The 17,384-nt window shown below is 45.1% G+C and carries 22 protein-coding genes; all 22 read left to right on the forward strand.

Features of this window, described 5'->3' with window-relative positions:
* The first annotated feature begins 28 nt into the window (after positions 1-28).
* The 22 genes from aroQ (at position 29) to NST16_RS05825 (ending at position 17,343) form a co-directional block, all read left to right on the forward strand.
* A complete protein-coding gene (gene aroQ, locus NST16_RS05720; protein ID WP_010334903.1) occupies positions 29-469 on the forward strand; it encodes a type II 3-dehydroquinate dehydratase in 441 nt (146 codons plus the stop codon).
* Positions 470-471: 2 nt separating this feature from the next.
* Positions 472-1,533 (forward strand): aminopeptidase PapA, encoded by a 1,062-nt coding sequence (papA, locus tag NST16_RS05725; RefSeq protein ID WP_340884696.1) that lies wholly within the window; start codon positions 472-474, stop codon positions 1,531-1,533.
* Between the two features lie 24 nt (positions 1,534-1,557).
* A complete protein-coding gene (gene efp, locus NST16_RS05730) occupies positions 1,558-2,115 on the forward strand; it encodes an elongation factor P (protein WP_024122022.1) in 558 nt (185 codons plus the stop codon).
* Between the two features lie 143 nt (positions 2,116-2,258).
* On the forward strand, positions 2,259-2,540 hold the full coding sequence (locus NST16_RS05735; RefSeq protein WP_340884704.1) for a YqhV family protein: 282 nt from the start codon (positions 2,259-2,261) through the stop codon (positions 2,538-2,540).
* A gap of 75 nt (positions 2,541-2,615) precedes the next feature.
* Positions 2,616-3,539: a stage III sporulation protein AA gene (gene spoIIIAA / locus NST16_RS05740; RefSeq protein WP_340884706.1), complete on the forward strand. Its 924-nt coding sequence runs from the start codon at positions 2,616-2,618 to the stop codon at positions 3,537-3,539.
* Entirely contained in the window at positions 3,533-4,048 is a 516-nt protein-coding gene (spoIIIAB, locus tag NST16_RS05745) for a stage III sporulation protein SpoIIIAB (protein WP_340884709.1), read from the forward strand. The genes spoIIIAA and spoIIIAB overlap by 7 nt, the downstream gene beginning before the upstream one ends.
* 22 nt (positions 4,049-4,070) lie before the next feature.
* Positions 4,071-4,277 carry a stage III sporulation protein AC gene (gene spoIIIAC / locus NST16_RS05750; RefSeq protein WP_003153142.1) on the forward strand — a complete coding sequence of 69 codons (207 nt, stop codon included), beginning with the start codon at positions 4,071-4,073 and terminating at the stop codon, positions 4,275-4,277.
* Positions 4,278-4,283: 6 nt separating this feature from the next.
* Entirely contained in the window at positions 4,284-4,685 is a 402-nt protein-coding gene (spoIIIAD, locus tag NST16_RS05755; protein ID WP_010334898.1) for a stage III sporulation protein AD, read from the forward strand.
* 18 nt (positions 4,686-4,703) lie between these two features.
* Entirely contained in the window at positions 4,704-5,903 is a 1,200-nt protein-coding gene (gene spoIIIAE / locus NST16_RS05760) for a stage III sporulation protein AE (RefSeq protein WP_010334897.1), read from the forward strand.
* 13 nt (positions 5,904-5,916) lie between these two features.
* A complete protein-coding gene (gene spoIIIAF, locus NST16_RS05765; RefSeq protein ID WP_010334896.1) occupies positions 5,917-6,537 on the forward strand; it encodes a stage III sporulation protein AF in 621 nt (206 codons plus the stop codon).
* A complete protein-coding gene (spoIIIAG, locus tag NST16_RS05770) occupies positions 6,530-7,219 on the forward strand; it encodes a stage III sporulation protein AG (RefSeq protein ID WP_010334895.1) in 690 nt (229 codons plus the stop codon). The genes spoIIIAF and spoIIIAG overlap by 8 nt, the downstream gene beginning before the upstream one ends.
* Positions 7,220-7,870: a stage III sporulation ratchet engulfment protein SpoIIIAH gene (spoIIIAH, locus tag NST16_RS05775; RefSeq protein ID WP_268449561.1), complete on the forward strand. Its 651-nt coding sequence runs from the start codon at positions 7,220-7,222 to the stop codon at positions 7,868-7,870.
* 151 nt (positions 7,871-8,021) lie between these two features.
* Positions 8,022-8,489 (forward strand): acetyl-CoA carboxylase biotin carboxyl carrier protein, encoded by a 468-nt coding sequence (accB, locus tag NST16_RS05780; RefSeq protein ID WP_268445911.1) that lies wholly within the window; start codon positions 8,022-8,024, stop codon positions 8,487-8,489.
* A gap of 11 nt (positions 8,490-8,500) precedes the next feature.
* On the forward strand, positions 8,501-9,853 hold the full coding sequence (gene accC / locus NST16_RS05785; protein WP_340884721.1) for an acetyl-CoA carboxylase biotin carboxylase subunit: 1,353 nt from the start codon (positions 8,501-8,503) through the stop codon (positions 9,851-9,853).
* 20 nt (positions 9,854-9,873) lie between these two features.
* Positions 9,874-10,281 (forward strand): fatty acid biosynthesis protein YqhY, encoded by a 408-nt coding sequence (yqhY, locus tag NST16_RS05790; RefSeq protein WP_010334891.1) that lies wholly within the window; start codon positions 9,874-9,876, stop codon positions 10,279-10,281.
* Positions 10,282-10,546: 265 nt separating this feature from the next.
* Positions 10,547-10,942 carry a transcription antitermination factor NusB gene (gene nusB, locus NST16_RS05795; protein ID WP_010334890.1) on the forward strand — a complete coding sequence of 132 codons (396 nt, stop codon included), beginning with the start codon at positions 10,547-10,549 and terminating at the stop codon, positions 10,940-10,942.
* An 11-nt stretch (positions 10,943-10,953) separates the two neighbouring features.
* Positions 10,954-11,805: a bifunctional methylenetetrahydrofolate dehydrogenase/methenyltetrahydrofolate cyclohydrolase FolD gene (folD, locus tag NST16_RS05800; protein ID WP_010334889.1), complete on the forward strand. Its 852-nt coding sequence runs from the start codon at positions 10,954-10,956 to the stop codon at positions 11,803-11,805.
* Between the two features lie 138 nt (positions 11,806-11,943).
* Positions 11,944-13,287: an exodeoxyribonuclease VII large subunit gene (xseA, locus tag NST16_RS05805; protein ID WP_268504998.1), complete on the forward strand. Its 1,344-nt coding sequence runs from the start codon at positions 11,944-11,946 to the stop codon at positions 13,285-13,287.
* Positions 13,287-13,541 carry an exodeoxyribonuclease VII small subunit gene (locus NST16_RS05810; RefSeq protein WP_340884730.1) on the forward strand — a complete coding sequence of 85 codons (255 nt, stop codon included), beginning with the start codon at positions 13,287-13,289 and terminating at the stop codon, positions 13,539-13,541. Before xseA ends, NST16_RS05810 begins: the two co-directional genes overlap by 1 nt.
* Positions 13,531-14,421: a polyprenyl synthetase family protein gene (locus NST16_RS05815; RefSeq protein WP_010334886.1), complete on the forward strand. Its 891-nt coding sequence runs from the start codon at positions 13,531-13,533 to the stop codon at positions 14,419-14,421. The genes NST16_RS05810 and NST16_RS05815 overlap by 11 nt, the downstream gene beginning before the upstream one ends.
* Positions 14,422-14,599: 178 nt before the next feature.
* Entirely contained in the window at positions 14,600-16,501 is a 1,902-nt protein-coding gene (gene dxs, locus NST16_RS05820) for a 1-deoxy-D-xylulose-5-phosphate synthase (RefSeq protein ID WP_010334885.1), read from the forward strand.
* Complete coding sequence (locus NST16_RS05825) at positions 16,498-17,343, forward strand: TlyA family RNA methyltransferase (protein WP_168748214.1); 846 nt, start codon at positions 16,498-16,500, stop codon at positions 17,341-17,343. The genes dxs and NST16_RS05825 overlap by 4 nt, the downstream gene beginning before the upstream one ends.
* The last annotated feature ends 41 nt before the right edge of the window (positions 17,344-17,384 follow it).

Raw genomic sequence — 17,384 nt, forward strand, 5'->3', positions numbered from 1 at the left:
GAAACCCTAGCGAAAAGGAGAGAGCCGTGTGCCTCATTTTTTGATTTTGAACGGCCCGAATGTCAATCGGCTGGGGAAGCGTGAGCCGGATGTATTTGGGCGTCACACCCTGACAGATATTGAAACAGATCTTTTTCAATTTGCTGAAGCCTTACATATTCAGCTTACTTTCTTCCAGTCTAATCATGAAGGCGATTTGATAGACGCCATACACGAGGCTGAGGAACAATATGACGGAATTGTTTTGAACCCGGGCGCGCTGAGCCATTACAGCTATGCAATCAGGGATGCTGTTTCAAGCATCAGTCTTCCTGTGGTAGAGGTGCATTTATCAAACTTATACGCCAGAGAAGAATTCAGGCATCAGTCAGTGATCGCTCCTGTTGCGAAAGGGCAGATTGTCGGCCTTGGATCTGAAGGCTACAAGCTTGCTGTTCGCTATTTATTAAGCCAGCAAGGGGGAGAATAAAGATGAAACTTGAGAAATTAAGAAACTTGTTCGAACAGCTGGGGATAGACGGAATGCTGATTACAAGCAGCATCAATTTACGCTATATGACCGGTTTTACAGGGTCAGCGGGCTTAGCTGTCATATCCGGGGACAGGGCTGCGTTTATTACGGATTTCCGTTATACGGAGCAGGCGAAGGTTCAGGTAAAGGGCTTTGAAATCATCGAGCACGGCGGCAGCCTGATTCAAACAACTGCCGACACAATTGAAAAATTCGGCATCAAACGCCTCGGTTTTGAACAAAACAGTATGACCTACGGTACATACGCGTCATACAACGCGGTTATCAGTGAGGCTGAATTAGTGCCTGTGGCTGAATCCGTGGAAAAGTTGCGCTTGATTAAGTCTAATGAAGAGATTAAGATATTAGAGGAAGCTGCGAAGATTGCAGATGATGCTTTCAGCCATATCTTGACGTTTATGAAACCCGGCATTTCTGAAATAGCTGTTGCCAATGAATTGGAATTTTATATGAGAAGCCAAGGAGCGGACAGCTCTTCTTTTGATATGATTGTCGCCTCAGGCCTTCGGTCAAGCCTTCCCCATGGGGTGGCGAGTGACAAACTGATTGAAAGCGGGGATCTTGTTACGCTGGATTTTGGCGCTTACTATAAAGGATATTGTTCTGACATTACCCGTACGGTCGCTGTAGGCCAGCCAAGTAATCAATTGAAAGAAATTTATCAGGTCGTATTTGATGCTCAGGCACGTGGCGTCGAACATATTAAGCCGGGCATGACAGGCAAAGAGGCTGATGCCCTGACAAGGGATCATATCGCTGCAAAAGGCTACGGTGAGTACTTCGGCCATTCAACCGGGCATGGGCTCGGCATGGAAGTTCATGAGTCGCCGGGGCTGTCCGTCAGATCTTCAGCTATCCTTGAACCGGGCATGGTGGTTACAGTGGAGCCGGGCATTTACATACCAGAAACAGGCGGTGTCCGAATTGAAGATGACATCGTGATTACACAAAACGGCAACCGGACAATTACCCATTCCCCAAAAGAACTCATTATTTTGTGATTGGAATATAGGAGGACATTAAACATGATTTCAGTAAACGATTTCCGTACAGGATTAACAATTGAAGTGGATGGCGGCATTTGGCGCGTTGTTGACTTCCAGCACGTAAAACCGGGTAAAGGCGCGGCATTTGTTCGTTCTAAACTTCGCAACCTGCGTACCGGCGCGATTCAGGAAAAAACATTCCGTGCTGGTGAAAAAGTGGCAAAAGCGCAAATCGAAACAAAAACAATGCAATACTTATATGCGAACGGAGACCAGCACGTATTCATGGATACAAGTTCTTATGAACAGCTTGAATTGAGTGAAACTCAAATTGAAGAAGAATTAAAATATCTGCTTGAAAATATGTCTGTACACATCATGATGTACCAAGATGAAACACTCGGTATCGAACTACCGAACACGGTTGAGCTGAAAGTGGTAGAGACTGAACCTGGCATTAAAGGTGATACGGCATCAGGCGGTACAAAACCTGCGAAAACCGAAACTGGTCTTGTTGTAAACGTGCCGTTCTTTGTCAATGAAGGCGACACACTTGTAGTCAACACATCAGATGGTTCTTACGTTTCAAGAGCGTAAGGAGAAAAAAGAGGCCTGTTCCCAATTGGGAGCAGGCTTTTTTTGTACGCAAAAACAGAATCTTTCTTTTATACGAAAATGGCAAGACTACTTCCGCAAGCTAGAGCATATCATATAAAAAAATGGGAGGTTGGGAGAGTGCTATGAAATTTTTTCTTGGAAATATCAATTCTACTGTTTTGACGATGGCCGGATTGCGAGTTTTATCCTCCATGATTGAGCTGACGGCCGCGATTGTGATGCTTGTGACAAATGATGTCCGCAAAGCGGTTGTGGTCAACAGCATTCTTGCTATTGTCGGTCCGCTGATTTTTATCATTACCATGACTGTGGGAATCTACCAAATTGCCGGGCAGCTGTCATACGCAAAGCTGATCTTGATTTTTACGGGTGTCATGTTGATTTTAGCGGGTGTCCATAAATAAAGAGAGGCTTGTCATAAAGTCTGCCTCACATCATACATTTTAAAGAAGCCGATCGGTAGAAAGGAGGAGACTCTGTTGAATGAAATTGCTGACGTTCTCCCTGAATCCATGAAAAACGCCCTTTCTGAAATACCGGAACATCAATGGCTGGAAATCGAAGAAATCAGAATTCGGGTTAACCGCCCTGTTGAACTGATACGAAAAGGACAACCTCTTTTTTTGTCCTATGCGAGTACGGCCGAGGATGCCCATCTGATCCTTAGCCGGCTGAGCAATTATAGTATGTATACGCTCGAAGAAGAGCTGAAGAAAGGGTATGTCACCATTAGGGGCGGTCACAGAGTCGGACTTGCAGGCAGAGTCATTACAGAAAACGGAGGGGTGAAGGGTCTCCGTGACATTGCGTCTTTTAATATACGAATTGCCCGGCAAAAGCTCGGAATCGCAGAGCCACTGCTTACTTATCTGCATCAAAACGGCTGGTTGAATACATTGATTATCGGTCCGCCGCAAACCGGTAAAACAACGCTGCTTCGGGATCTTGCCAGACTTGCGAGCAGCGGCAAGAACCGCATTGCGCCCGTAAAGACTGGCATCGTCGATGAACGCTCAGAAATTGCCGGATGCCTGCGCGGCATTCCGCAGCATCAATTCGGACAGAGAATTGACGTGTTAGATGCCTGTCCGAAGGCAGAGGGGCTGATGATGATGATCCGGTCCATGAGTCCCGAGGTGATAATTGTCGATGAAATCGGAAGAGCGGAGGATACAGACGCACTTCTCGAGGCGCTGCATGCCGGTGTCTCGGTCATCGTATCCGCGCATGGCTGGAGTATTTCTGATCTAATGAAGCGGCCTTCATTAAAGCGTCTGTGGGAAGAAAAAGCCTTTGACCGCTATTTGGAATTATCCAGAACGAAGGGGCCGGGCACGATAAGCCGTATTTATGACAAAGACGGAAACGTGCTTTCGGGAACGAGGGACGTGAAGACATGCTGAAGCTGTTAGGCGCAGTATTCATAGTAGCTGCGACAACATGGACAGGTTTCGAGACGGCGAAAATTTATACAGAACGGCCGAGGCAAATCCGTCAGCTGCGTGCGGCGCTCCAATCCCTTGAGGCAGAAATCATGTACGGCCATACACCGCTTCATACTGCTTCGCAGCAGATCGCAAAACAGCTTGCGCAGCCAGTTTCGGTTCTATTTCTCAGTTTTAGCGAACAGCTGGAAAAAGGCAGTGATTCCGCTAAAACGGCATGGGAGCAAAGCTTAAAGAAAGTGTGGGACAACATGTCACTGAAAAAAGCTGAATATGATGTGCTGAAACAATTCGGCGAGACGCTTGGGATTCACGATCGAATCTCACAGCAAAAACATATCAAGCTGGCACTTACACACTTAGAGGCATCGGAAGCGGATGCTGAGCAGGCACAAGCGAAAAATGAAAAGATGATAAAAAGTTTAGGCTTTTTAGCGGGCTTGTTACTCATTCTTCTATTGATGTAAACATGAGGGGAGCAAAAATAAAATGGGAGTAGACGTGAATGTCATTTTTCAAATCGCCGGAGTGGGAATCGTGGTCGCGTTTTTACACACGATTTTGGATCAGATGGGAAAAAAAGAGTACGCCCAGTGGGTGACGCTGTTAGGTTTTATCTATATTTTATTTATGGTCGCCACCATTGTGGATGACCTCTTTAAAAAGATAAAAGCTGTGTTTTTATTTCAAGGATAGGGGGGCTTGCAGATTGACATTGTTCAAATTGTAGGTTTAGGGCTGATCGCCACCTTCCTTTCTTTGATCGTGAAAGAACAAAAGCCGACATTTGCCTTTTTAATTATCGTATTTGCCGGATGTGTTATTTTTCTTTATCTGGTAGATCAAATCTACGACATTATCAGAATGATTGAAAAAATAGCCGTCAACGCCAATGTCAACATGGTATATGTTGAAACGATTTTAAAGATTATCGGAATCGCCTATATTGCTGAATTCGGGGCGCAGCTCACCAAGGATGCCGGTCAAGGAGCCATTGCCTCGAAAATAGAATTGGCGGGGAAAATTTTGATTCTCGTTATGGCTGTTCCTATTTTAACCGTGATTATTGAAACGATTCTCGGACTTATACCTTCCATGTCATAACCGAAAGGAGGCGGCAGATTGAAGCGTTTTCAATGGGCGTTGGTTCTTGCGGTGCTGCTCGTATTAGGCTGCGCAGAAACTGTACAAGCTGCAGACGATTCGGTCCAAACAGAAGAACATACCGAAACGCCGAAGCAATTGGCTGAAAAAACGGCAGAGTCGCTTGAAACAGACAAGATCGGTGAATTTTGGAATGACATAATGACGGAGTACGGCGGCCTGCTGCCGGAAAGTCAAAAAGGAAGTTTGCTTGAGTTTATAAACGGCGATAAATCCTTTTCACCGCAAGAATGGCTGAAGGCTCTCTTTTCTTATTTGTTTCATGAAGTGCTTGCCAATGGAAAGCTTCTCGGCACGTTGATTTTGCTGACGATTTTCTGCGTCATTCTTCAACTGCTGCAAAATGCATTTCAGCAAAGCACAGTCAGCAAGGTTGCCTACGCAATTGTCTATATGGTGCTGATTATCCTCGCGCTGAACAGCTTTCATGTAGCGATCAATTATGCGACAGAGGCGATTCAGACGATGACCAGTTTTATTTTGGCTCTCATTCCTCTCCTGCTGGCGCTTTTGGCTTCCTCTGGAGGAGCTGTATCTGCGGCCTTCTTTCATCCTGTTATACTCTTTCTTATGAATACGAGCGGTCTGCTGATTCAAAACATCGTCATGCCGCTGATTTTCTTATCAGCGATTCTGAGCATTGTCAGTACAATGACAGAACAGTACAAAGTAACTCAGTTGGCCAACCTTCTCAGGAATATCGCCATCGGAGCGCTGGCAGTCTTTCTCACTGTGTTTCTCGGCGTCATTTCTGTGCAGGGGGCCTCGGCGGCAGTGACAGACGGCATTACGCTCAGGACGGCTAAGTTTATTACCGGCAACTTCATCCCTGTTCTTGGAAGAATGTTTACTGACGCAACGGATACAGTGATCAGCGCTTCCTTATTGCTGAAAAATACGGTAGGAATTCTAGGTGTCGCCATTTTGATTTGTATTGCGGCTTTCCCGGCAATCAAAGTGCTTTCTCTCGCTTTTATTTACAAGCTGGCAGCCGCGATTCTCCAGCCGCTCGGCGGTGGTCCGGTCATTACCTGTCTCGATGTCATCAGCAAAAGCGTCATTTATATTTTTGCGGCTCTCGCCATTGTGTCTCTCATGTTTTTTTTAAGCCTTACCGTCATTATTACAGCCGGAAACCTCACGATGATGATGAAGTAAAGGAGGCTGACGGATGAGTTTTCTAACTGAATGGCTTACCAGCATCGTCTTATTTATCCTATTTGCAATCGTCATTGATATGCTGCTGCCGAGCTCCAGCATGCAAAAGTACGCAAAAATGGTCATCAGCCTGCTGCTGATCGTCGTCATGCTTACTCCAATTTTTAAGCTTTTCAAAACAGACCCCGAAGTCATCTTTGAATACCTCACAAAAAACGGGCAATCGGAATCTGCCGAAATAAAAAATCAGATCAATTCAAAAAAAATAGAAATACAAGCTTCCCAGCGCGCATATATTTTAGAAGAAATGGCTGTCCAACTAAAAAAGAAAGCGGAGGAGATGTTCAGTCATGACGAATATAAAGTAGACCAAATCAAGATCACGGCAGGAGAAAAAGTAGATTCAGAAGAGGATATCAAAACAATCAGCGTGTATATGGCCCCGTCTTCTGAAAAAACGGTCCAAACGGTCGCGCCGGTCGACATTAATACGGATCATGCATACGTCACAAAAGATACAGCGGAACAAAAAGAAGCTAAACAGATTCAGGGAAAGCTTGCAGACATCTGGGAAATCGGCAGTGAGAAAATTACGGTTCATATGGAAGGCGGGGAGAGGATCGGCAATGAATAAAAACGGATTATGGAACGTATTGAAAAAGCAGTTTCTTCCGGGGCAATCGAAGGACGGCGAAAAACCGAAGCTGACCAAATATCATTACTTTCTGTTCGTTTTTGTTCTCGGCGTCTCCTTTATGCTTGTCAGCCAGCTCTTTTCTTCACCGGAGAAAACGGAAAACGCCCAGACCATAACAGCACCGGCATCAGCTGATTCGGCGGACAGCAAAGAGAAAACAGCTGAAGTGTTTAAGGCCTCAAAATCTGATGATCCTAAAAACTCTATTGGCGATTATGAAAAAGAATATGAAAATCAGCTGAAGGAAATTCTTGAAACCATTATCGGCGTGGAGGATGTCTCGGTTGTGGTTAATGTGGACGCAACGTCACTGAAGGTGTATGAAAAAAACAAATCAAGCAAAAATACAACAACTGAAGAAACAGACAAAGAAGGCGGAACTAGAAGCGTGACGGATCAAACATCAGAGGAAGAAATCGTTATGATCAGGAATGGGGATAAAGAAACACCTGTTGTCGTTCAAACGAAAAAACCGGATATACGCGGTGTACTCGTTGTTGCTCAAGGAGTGGACAACGTTCAAATAAAACAAACCATTATTGAAGCGGTGACACGGGTCCTGGATGTTCCAAGCCACCGGGTTGCGGTTGCCCCTAAAAAAATAAAGGAGGATTCATAAATGCTCAAAAAACAAACTGTTTGGCTGTTAACAATGCTCAGTCTTGTTGTGGTGTTAAGTGTTTATTATATCATGTCGCCTGAAAGTAAAAACGCGGTGCAGATGCAAAGTGAAAAAAGCCCGTCAGACAGCGGTGAAGTAGCAACTGAAAAAACACCTGCCAAGGAAGACGTAAAGGAGAAAAACGGTACTGAAACAGAAAAAGAAGACGGAACTAAGGGTACGAAAGATTCTTCTTCAGACAAAGAAACTTCCGCTGAAGCGAGTGAAAAAGGAACGGTTGTGACCGAAACCGCCGACGATGATCTTTTCACAACATACCGCCTTGATTTGGAAGATGCCAGAAGCAAAGAACGGGAAGAACTGAATGCGATCGTATCCAGCGACGATGCAACAGCAAAGGAAAAGAGCGAAGCATATGATAAAATGACAGCCCTCAGTGAAGCGGAAGGAACAGAAAAACAGCTTGAAACACTAATTAAAACACAAGGCTATGAAGATGCCCTCGTAAATGCGGAAGGAGACAAAATCAACATCACGGTCAAATCTGACAAACACTCTAAATCTAAAGCTACAGCCATCATAGACCTTGTTGCCAAAGAAATTAAAACGATGAAAGACGTTGCGGTCACATTTGAGCCTTCCAAATAGTTAATGAACAACCGCCCGCCGAAACGCGGGCTTTTTGCATGCCAGTCATATTAGAGTTGAATTCAAAAGTCCGCTCCTGTAAGATAAACATAGTATGTACTTTTAGTAGTAACCTATAAAAAAGAAATTTCATACATAGGAGTGCGATTGAATGTTAAATATTAAAGAAATCCACGAACTGATTAAAACAATTGACGAATCTTCAATTGATGAATTCGTATATGAAAATGAAGGTGTTTCCCTAAAACTGAAAAAACACGAAGCGGGCACTGTTCAAGTGATGCAGCAAGCGCCGGCAGCACCTGTACAAGCAGCAGCTCCGCAAGCGCAGCAAGCAGCGCCGGCACCTGCACAAGAGGCGCCGAAACAAGATGAAAACCTGCACCAAATCAAATCACCGATGGTGGGAACATTTTATGCTTCTTCATCACCGGAAGCCGGTCCTTATGTAACAGCAGGCTCTAAAGTAAATGAAAACACTGTTGTCTGCATTGTAGAAGCAATGAAGCTATTTAACGAAATCGAAGCGGAAGTAAAAGGCGAAATCGTTGAAGTGTTAGTTGAAAACGGCCAGCTGGTTGAGTATGGACAACCTCTATTTCTTGTAAAAGCAGAGTAAGGAGACTTAACATGATAAAAAAGCTATTGATCGCCAACAGAGGAGAAATTGCTGTCAGAATCATCAGAGCCTGTAAAGAGCTCGGTATTGAGACTGTCGCCGTTTATTCAGAAGCTGATAAAGATGCCCTGCATGTACAAATGGCTGATGATGCTTTTTGTATCGGACCGAAAGCATCAAAAGACAGCTATCTAAACGTTACAAATATCGTAAGTGTCGCCAAGCTGACCGGTACAGACGCTATTCACCCGGGTTACGGATTTCTAGCGGAAAACGCCGACTTTGCGGAATTATGTGAAGAAGTGAATGTCACGTTTGTCGGACCTAGCGCTGAGGCCATTTCAAAAATGGGAACAAAAGACGTTGCGCGGGAGACGATGAAACAGGCGGGCGTGCCGATTGTTCCAGGTTCACAAGGAATTATAGAAAATGTGGAAGAAGCGGTTTCACTAGCTAATGAAATTGGGTATCCTGTAATTATAAAAGCCACCGCAGGCGGAGGCGGAAAAGGAATCAGGGTTGCGCGCACCGAAGAGGAACTGATTAACGGCATTAAGATTACTCAGCAGGAAGCTGCAACTGCATTTGGAAATCCTGGTGTTTACATCGAAAAATACATAGAGGATTTTCGTCATGTTGAGATCCAAGTGCTTGCCGATAATTATGGAAATACCATTCATTTGGGCGAACGTGACTGCTCGATTCAAAGACGCCTTCAAAAGCTTTTGGAAGAATCACCATCTCCTGCGCTTGATTCAGAAATCAGAGAGCAGATGGGTGAAGCGGCGGTTAAGGCTGCAAAAGCAGTTGGCTACACAGGCGCGGGAACAGTTGAATTTATTTATGACTACAGAGAACAGCGCTACTACTTCATGGAAATGAACACAAGAATTCAAGTAGAGCACCCAGTTACAGAAATGGTGACAGGAACAGACCTGATTAAGGAACAAATCAGAGTCGCATCAGGAATGGAACTCAGCCTCAAGCAAGAAGATGTTGTATTTGAAGGCTGGGCCATCGAATGCCGAATTAATGCGGAAAACCCAAGCAAAAACTTCATGCCGTCACCTGGTGAAATTAAAATGTATCTGCCGCCGGGCGGTTTAGGTGTCCGTGTAGATTCAGCCGCGTATCCGGGCTATACCATCCCTCCGTACTACGACAGCATGATTGCGAAAGTAATCACATACGGAAAAACGAGAGATGAAGCGGTTGCCCGCATGAAGCGCGCGCTAAGCGAATTCGTCATCGAAGGCATAGAAACAACAATCCCGTTCCACATCAAACTGCTTGAACACGAAACATTTGTTAGCGGAGAGTTTAATACGAAATTTTTAGAAACATATGATGTAATGGGCTCATAATTTTTACGGAGGTGAATTGAATGAAAGACAACAGCTTGCTTAAGATGGATCATGAAGACACGCATTTAGGTAAGGTTGAGATCGCGCCGGAAGTCATTGAGGTGATTGCCGGTATTGCGGCTTCTGAAGTTGACGGCGTTGCTGAAATGCGCGGAAACTTTGCGACAGGCGTCGTCGAGCGCTTCGGCAAAGTAAACCATGGCAAAGGTGTAAAAGTCGACTTGGCGGATGACGGAATTACGATTGATGTCTACTGTGTTGTCGCATTCGGCGTTTCTATTCCGAAAGTCGCAGCGGCCGTTCAGGAAAACATTCGTCAAACCTTATTAAATATGACGTCTCTTTCAATTAACGAGATCAATATTCACATCGTCGGCATTCAATTTGACACAAAAGCCCAGGAAGTCGAAATCGACGAAGAAATGTAAAATGGCTTAATAGGAAACCAAGGGGAGGGCGGCCCTTTGGTTTTTTTACACGTTACCCTTTATTTCAAAGCATGAAGAAAGCCGGCTCAAGTCAGCCGAGTTTCTTCATGATCGTGAAATCCGAATGATCATATAAAGGTTTGTAAAAATATTCGGTAATAGGGTCAAAAAACCTTGATTTCAATATGCGGATACGAAAAAAATATGTTATGATCTCTTTATGGCTTAACGACAAGCAGATAAAGAGGATCAAAGGAGAAAGAAAATGAAAAGAAGAACAGCAAGAGAAAAAGCTTTGCAGGCACTATTTCAAATTGATGTCAGCGATATTGCAGTGAATGAAGCCATTGAACACGCATTAGATGAAGAAAAGACAGATCCTTTCTTTGAACAGCTTGTACACGGGGTATTGGAACACCAGATTCAGCTGGATGAAATGATTTCGAAACATCTGGTGAATTGGAAGCTTGATCGGATTGCCAATGTTGACCGTGCGATTTTGCGTCTGGCAGCATACGAAATGGCATATGCCGAAGACATTCCGGTAAATGTCTCCATGAACGAAGCGATTGAGCTGGCGAAACGGTTTGGTGATGACAAAGCGACAAAATTTGTAAACGGGGTTCTTTCTAACATTAAATCTGATATTGAACAATCATAGGAGGAAAGAAAATGACTGCAACAATCATCGACGGAAAAGAAACGGCAAAAGAAAAACGCGAACAATTGGCAAAAGAGGTAGAAGAGCTTAAAAAGCAAGGCGTCACTCCCGGCCTGGCGGTTATTCTGATTGGAGATGACCCAGCTTCTCATTCTTACGTGCGGGGAAAGAAAAAAGCGGCAGAAACAATGGGCATGAATTTTAAGCTTGATCAATTCGACAGCAGCCTCACAGAAGCTGAACTGCTTTCGATTATTGACAAATACAATGAAGACCCTGAGTTTCACGGAATTCTCGTTCAGCTTCCGCTTCCAGACCATATTTCTGAAAAAGCGGTGATTGAACGTATTTCTCCTGATAAGGATGTAGACGGTTTTCATCCGTTAAATGTAGGGAAAATGCTATTAGGCGAAGATACATTTCTTCCTTGCACGCCGCACGGAATTGTTGAGCTTTTGAAGAAAACCAATATTGACCTTTCCGGTAAAGAGGTTGTTGTAGTCGGCCGAAGCAATATTGTCGGTAAACCTGTCGGCCAGCTTTTATTAAATGAAAACGCGACAGTGACATACTGTCATTCAAGAACAAAAGATATATCTGAACATACGAAAAAAGCGGACATCCTGGTGGTGGCGGTCGGTAAAGCCAACTTTATCACTGCTGACCAGATAAAAGAAGGCGCCATCGTAATTGACGTCGGCGTTAACCGTTTGGAAAGCGGAAAGCTTTGCGGAGACGTAGAGTTTGAAGGAGCGAAGGAAAAAGCATCCTTTATTACACCTGTTCCAGGCGGAGTCGGTCCTATGACCATCACGATGCTTGCGCATAATACTGTTAAATCTGCGAAACGTACGTTATTATAGATCTTTGGAGATATTCAGAGATGGAACAAAGCACTGCCTCTGGATAATGAGCACGATACCCGCTTCTTCAGGCTCCTTAAGCCAGGGCGGGTTTTCTTTAGTTATGGTGCAGGAATGCTTACGAGAGGAGTTTGAGACATGGGTGAAACAGCGTATGTTACTGTCTCAGCGCTGACAAAGTATATAAAACGAAAATTCGATGTAGATCCTCACCTTGAAAATATTTGGATTAAAGGCGAATTATCGAATGTAAAAATACACACGAGAGGCCATATTTATTTCACATTAAAAGATGAAAACGCCCGGATGCAGTCGGTCATGTTCGCCAGACAGAGCGAGCGTCTTCCTTTTAAACCGGAAAACGGGATGAAAGTGCTGGTGAGAGGCGGAATTTCCGTATACGAACCGAGCGGAAACTATCAATTATATGCAAAAGAAATGCAGCCTGACGGGGTCGGAGCGCTTTATTTAGCGTATGAAGAATTAAAAAAGAAGCTAGCCGGAGAAGGTTTATTTGACGAACGCTACAAAAAACAAATCCCCGCATTTCCAGCCACAATCGGGATTGTGACATCACCCACAGGTGCTGCTGTCAGAGATGTCATTACAACTCTAAAAAGAAGATATCCCCTTGTAAAAGTCATTGTACTTCCAGCGCTCGTTCAGGGCGAACATGCGAGCAGATCCATCGTTAGGCGCATTGAAGAGGCGAATGAAAAACAGATGTGCGACGTATTAATTGTCGGAAGAGGCGGCGGATCAATTGAAGAATTGTGGGCGTTTAATGAAGAAATCGTAGCGCGTGCGATCTTTGCTTCCAACATACCGATCATATCCGCTGTCGGCCATGAGACTGATTTTACCATCAGTGATTTTGTTGCGGATATCAGAGCGGCGACACCTACAGGGGCAGCTGAGATTGCAGTGCCGCATACCACTGATTTAATGGAACGGACGAAAACGGCGGAAGTCAGGATGTCAAGAGCGATGCAGCAGCATCTCAACCAAAAAAAAGAACGGGTTCAAACACTTCAATCCTCATATGCATTTCGCTTTCCTAAGCGGTTGTTTGAGCAAAAAGAGCAGCAGTTTGACCTTGCTTACCAGCAGTTTCAAGCTCAGCTTACCGCTCTTTTGGACCGGAAAAGCAGACAGCTTGAGCGCGAAACTTACAGATTAGAGGCGCTGCATCCCCATGAACAGCTGAAGCAGGCCAGAAAACGGTATGAGGATCAAACGAATCAGCTTAAAAAAAATATGAATATCCAAATGAAGCAGCTGCATTCTCAGTTTCAAACCGTTCTGGGCAAGCTGAATGCGTTAAGTCCCCTTCAAATTATGGAAAGAGGATACAGCTTGGCTTATAAGGAAGATGAACTCATAAAAAGCGTCAGTCAGGTAGAAGAGAAAGACCAGCTGGAGGTAAAGCTGAAGGATGGCGTGCTGACCTGTGAAGTATTAAATAAGAGAGGGGAAGAATAATGACAGACATGAAAAAAAATGAAAACATAACGTTTGAAGAAGCGATGAAAGGCTTAGAAAGCATTGTATCAAAGCTTGAAGAAGGCGATGTGCCTCTGGAGCAAGCAATTAACTACTTTCAAGAAGGAATGGCCCTTTCAAAAATGTGCCATGAAAAGCTTCAAAAAGTAGAGAAGCAAATGGACTTCATTTTAAAAGAAGACGGCGAACTGGCACCTTTTAGTGTTCAGGAGGAAGACGAAGGTGACAAATAAATTAGCTAGTTTTCTGGCGGAGCGTAAAAAAGCGGTTGAAGAACAGCTCTTTGTATATACAGAAAACCTTAATATCCCGGATTCATTAAAGAAATCTATGCTGTATTCCCTTGAGGCCGGAGGAAAGCGGCTGCGGCCTCTCATCGTGCTGGCGGTTTTGAATGCATACGGAAAAAGTGAAAAAGACGGTATCCCAGTCGGGTGCGCTGTTGAAATGATTCACACGTATTCCTTAATTCATGATGATCTGCCTTGCATGGACGATGATGATCTGCGCCGCGGAAAACCGACAAACCATAAAGTATTTGGTGAAGCCACGGCTGTTTTAGCGGGAGACGGGCTGCTTACGGAAAGCTTTAAGCTGATTACGTCCCATGTGTCAGACGAGGTATCTGCTGAGAAGCGACTTCGTCTTGTGAATGAACTGATTTCAGCGGCGGGAACCGAGGGCATGGTCGGGGGGCAGATCGCCGATATGGAAGCAGAAAATCGTCAGGTCACGCTTGAAGAACTTGAATCCATTCATGAACGGAAAACAGCCAAACTGCTCGGTTTTGGCGTCATCGCCGGCGCTATTTTGGCGGATGCACCTGAGGAAGAAATTGAAACATTGCGCGCCTTCAGCAGCCACATTGGAATCGGTTTTCAAATCAGAGACGACATTTTAGATGTAGAAGGCAGTGAAGAGAAAATCGGCAAACGTGTCGGCTCGGATACAACGAACGAAAAATCAACGTATCCGTCACTTCTGTCACTGGAAGGGGCCAAAAAGAAATTGGACGGTCACATAGAAGAAGCAAAGCGCTTGATTGGCGGTCTCTCCCTTCAAAAAGACCTTTTGTATGAGCTTTGTGATTTAATTGCGGCAAGAGACCACTAAAACGATCCTTATTTGAAGCGGCTGCACGACATATGGTAAAATGTAAGCAGTTTCGATGAAAAAACAAAAGGAAGAGCGCGTTTGTCTTTTTTTATGCCTGAGAAATGATCTGAGTTCAGCTCGGCATTTAAGACATATATCAATGCAGAAATTCATGCTGAAAGTGAGTTGATCCGCTTTGGATCTTTTATCAATACAGGACCCGTCGTTTTTAAAAAACATGTCCATTGATGAATTAGAGAAATTAAGTGATGAAATCCGTCAGTTTCTGATTACGACTTTATCGGCTTCTGGCGGACACATTGGCCCTAATTTGGGTGTTGTTGAGCTTACCGTTGCATTGCATAAGGAATTTAACAGCCCGAAAGACAAGTTTTTGTGGGATGTAGGTCATCAGTCTTACGTCCATAAGCTGCTGACGGGCCGGGGAAGAGAATTTGAGACCCTTCGACAATATAAAGGGCTTTGCGGATTCCCGAAGCGGAGCGAAAGCGAACATGACGTATGGGAAACCGGGCATAGCTCAACTTCCTTGTCAGGTGCGATGGGAATGGCGGCGGCTCGCGATATTAAAGGAACGGATGAGTTTATCATTCCGATTATCGGTGACGGTGCGCTGACCGGCGGAATGGCGCTTGAAGCGCTGAACCATATCGGTGACGAGAAAAAAGACATGATTGTTATCCTCAACGATAATGAAATGAGTATCGCTCCGAACGTCGGCGCTATTCATTCCATGCTCGGACGTCTGCGAACAGCCGGGAAATACCAATGGGTGAAAGATGAGCTTGAATACCTGTTTAAGAAGATTCCGGCTGTTGGGGGCAAGCTTGCCGCCACGGCAGAACGTGTCAAAGACAGCCTGAAGTATATGCTTGTCTCAGGCATGTTTTTCGAGGAACTCGGATTTACTTATTTAGGCCCGGTGGACGGACATTCTTATCATGAGCTGATTGAGAATCTTCAATACGCTAAAAAAACCAAAGGCCCTGTCCTGCTGCATGTGATCACCAAAAAAGGAAAAGGGTACAAACCTGCCGAAACCGATACGACCGGTACGTGGCATGGAACCGGCCCATATAAAATTAATACAGGTGACTTTGTAAAACCAAAAGCCGCAGCGCCTGCATGGAGCAGCCTTGTCAGCGGCACAGTACAGCGAATGGCACGTGAGGACGGGCGAATCGTGGCGATAACACCGGCAATGCCTGTGGGTTCGAAGCTTGAAGGCTTTGCGCAGGAATTCCCTGACCGGATGTTCGACGTCGGCATTGCAGAGCAGCATGCGGCTACGATGGCAGCCGCTATGGCATTACAAGGCATGAAGCCGTTTCTGGCTATCTATTCAACCTTCCTGCAGCGTGCATATGACCAGGTTGTTCATGACATCTGCCGTCAAAACGCCAATGTGTTTATCGGAATCGACCGCGCCGGATTAGTCGGTGCAGACGGAGAGACGCATCAAGGCGTATTTGATATCGCGTTTATGCGCCACATTCCAAATGTGGTCTTAATGATGCCAAAGGATGAAAATGAAGGGCAGCATATGGTTCATACAGCGCTGAGCTATGACGGCGGTCCGATCGCCATGCGTTTTCCGCGCGGAAACGGCCTCGGCGTCAAAATGGATGAACAGCTTAAAACGATTCCAATCGGCACGTGGGAGGTGCTGCGTCCGGGTAACGACGCGGTCATCTTAACATTTGGAACAACAATTGAAATGGCGCTTGAAGCTGCTGAAGAGCTGCAAAAAGAAGGCCTTTCCGTACGCGTCGTCAACGCGCGATTCATTAAGCCGATTGATGAAAAGATGATGAAGGACATACTAAATGAAGGATTACCGATTCTAACGATAGAAGAAGCGGTCTTAGAAGGCGGATTTGGAAGCGCGGTTTTAGAATTCGCTCATGACCAGGGGATGTACCATACGCCGATCGACAGAATGGGCATACCGGATCGATTTATAGAACATGGAAGCGTAACGGCGCTTCTTGAAGAAATCGGATTAACGAAACAGCAGGTGGCAGACCGAATTCGATTGCTGGCACCGCCCAAGACACATAAAGGAATTGGATCATGACGGCTAAGAAAGAACGATTAGATGTATTACTAGTGGAAAGAGGGCTTGCGGAAACGCGGGAAAAAGCGAAACGGGCCATTATGGCAGGAATCGTGTATTCGAATGAAAACCGCTTGGACAAGCCTGGTGAAAAAATTGACCGCGAGCTTCCGTTGACCATCAAAGGAAACCCGCTGAAATATGTGAGCAGAGGCGGTTTAAAGCTTGAAAAAGCATTGAAAGAATTTCCTGTCTCTGTTCAGGAGAAAATTATGATTGATATCGGTTCCTCCACCGGCGGCTTTACGGATTGTGCTCTGCAAAACGGCGCAAAACAGTCGTACGCGGTGGATGTGGGCTACAACCAGCTTGCATGGAAACTAAGACAGGACGAACGCGTCGTTGTGATGGAACGCACGAATTTTCGTTATGCGACTCCGGCAGACTTCACAAAGGGCATGCCGGAGTTTGCTACGATTGATGTATCCTTTATTTCACTTCGGCTGATCCTGCCTGTTTTAAAAACATTGCTTGTACCAGGCAGCGATTGTATTGCGCTTGTCAAGCCTCAGTTTGAAGCAGGCCGGGAATCCGTCGGCAAAAAAGGCATTGTCAGAGATCCGAAGGTGCATGAAGATGTCCTGCGGCGTATGGTCAGTTTTTCGGCTAGCGAGGGCTATCTCTGCAAAGGCCTGTCATTTTCTCCAATTACGGGAGGAGACGGAAATATTGAATTTCTCCTTCATTTGCAGTGGCCGGGTGAAGGTCAAGAAGGCGCAGGCTTGCCTGAAGAGGAAATCAGCCGCATAGTGGAAGAAGCACATAGGACGTTAAAAGAAAAAAAAGCAGATGTACCGGAATAATAGGGCGCTATTATTCCTTTTTTCTGCATTCATGTACTTTT

The sequence above is a fragment of the Bacillus sp. FSL K6-1005 genome (assembly GCF_038000225.1).
GTDB lineage: Bacteria > Bacillota > Bacilli > Bacillales > Bacillaceae > Bacillus > Bacillus mojavensis.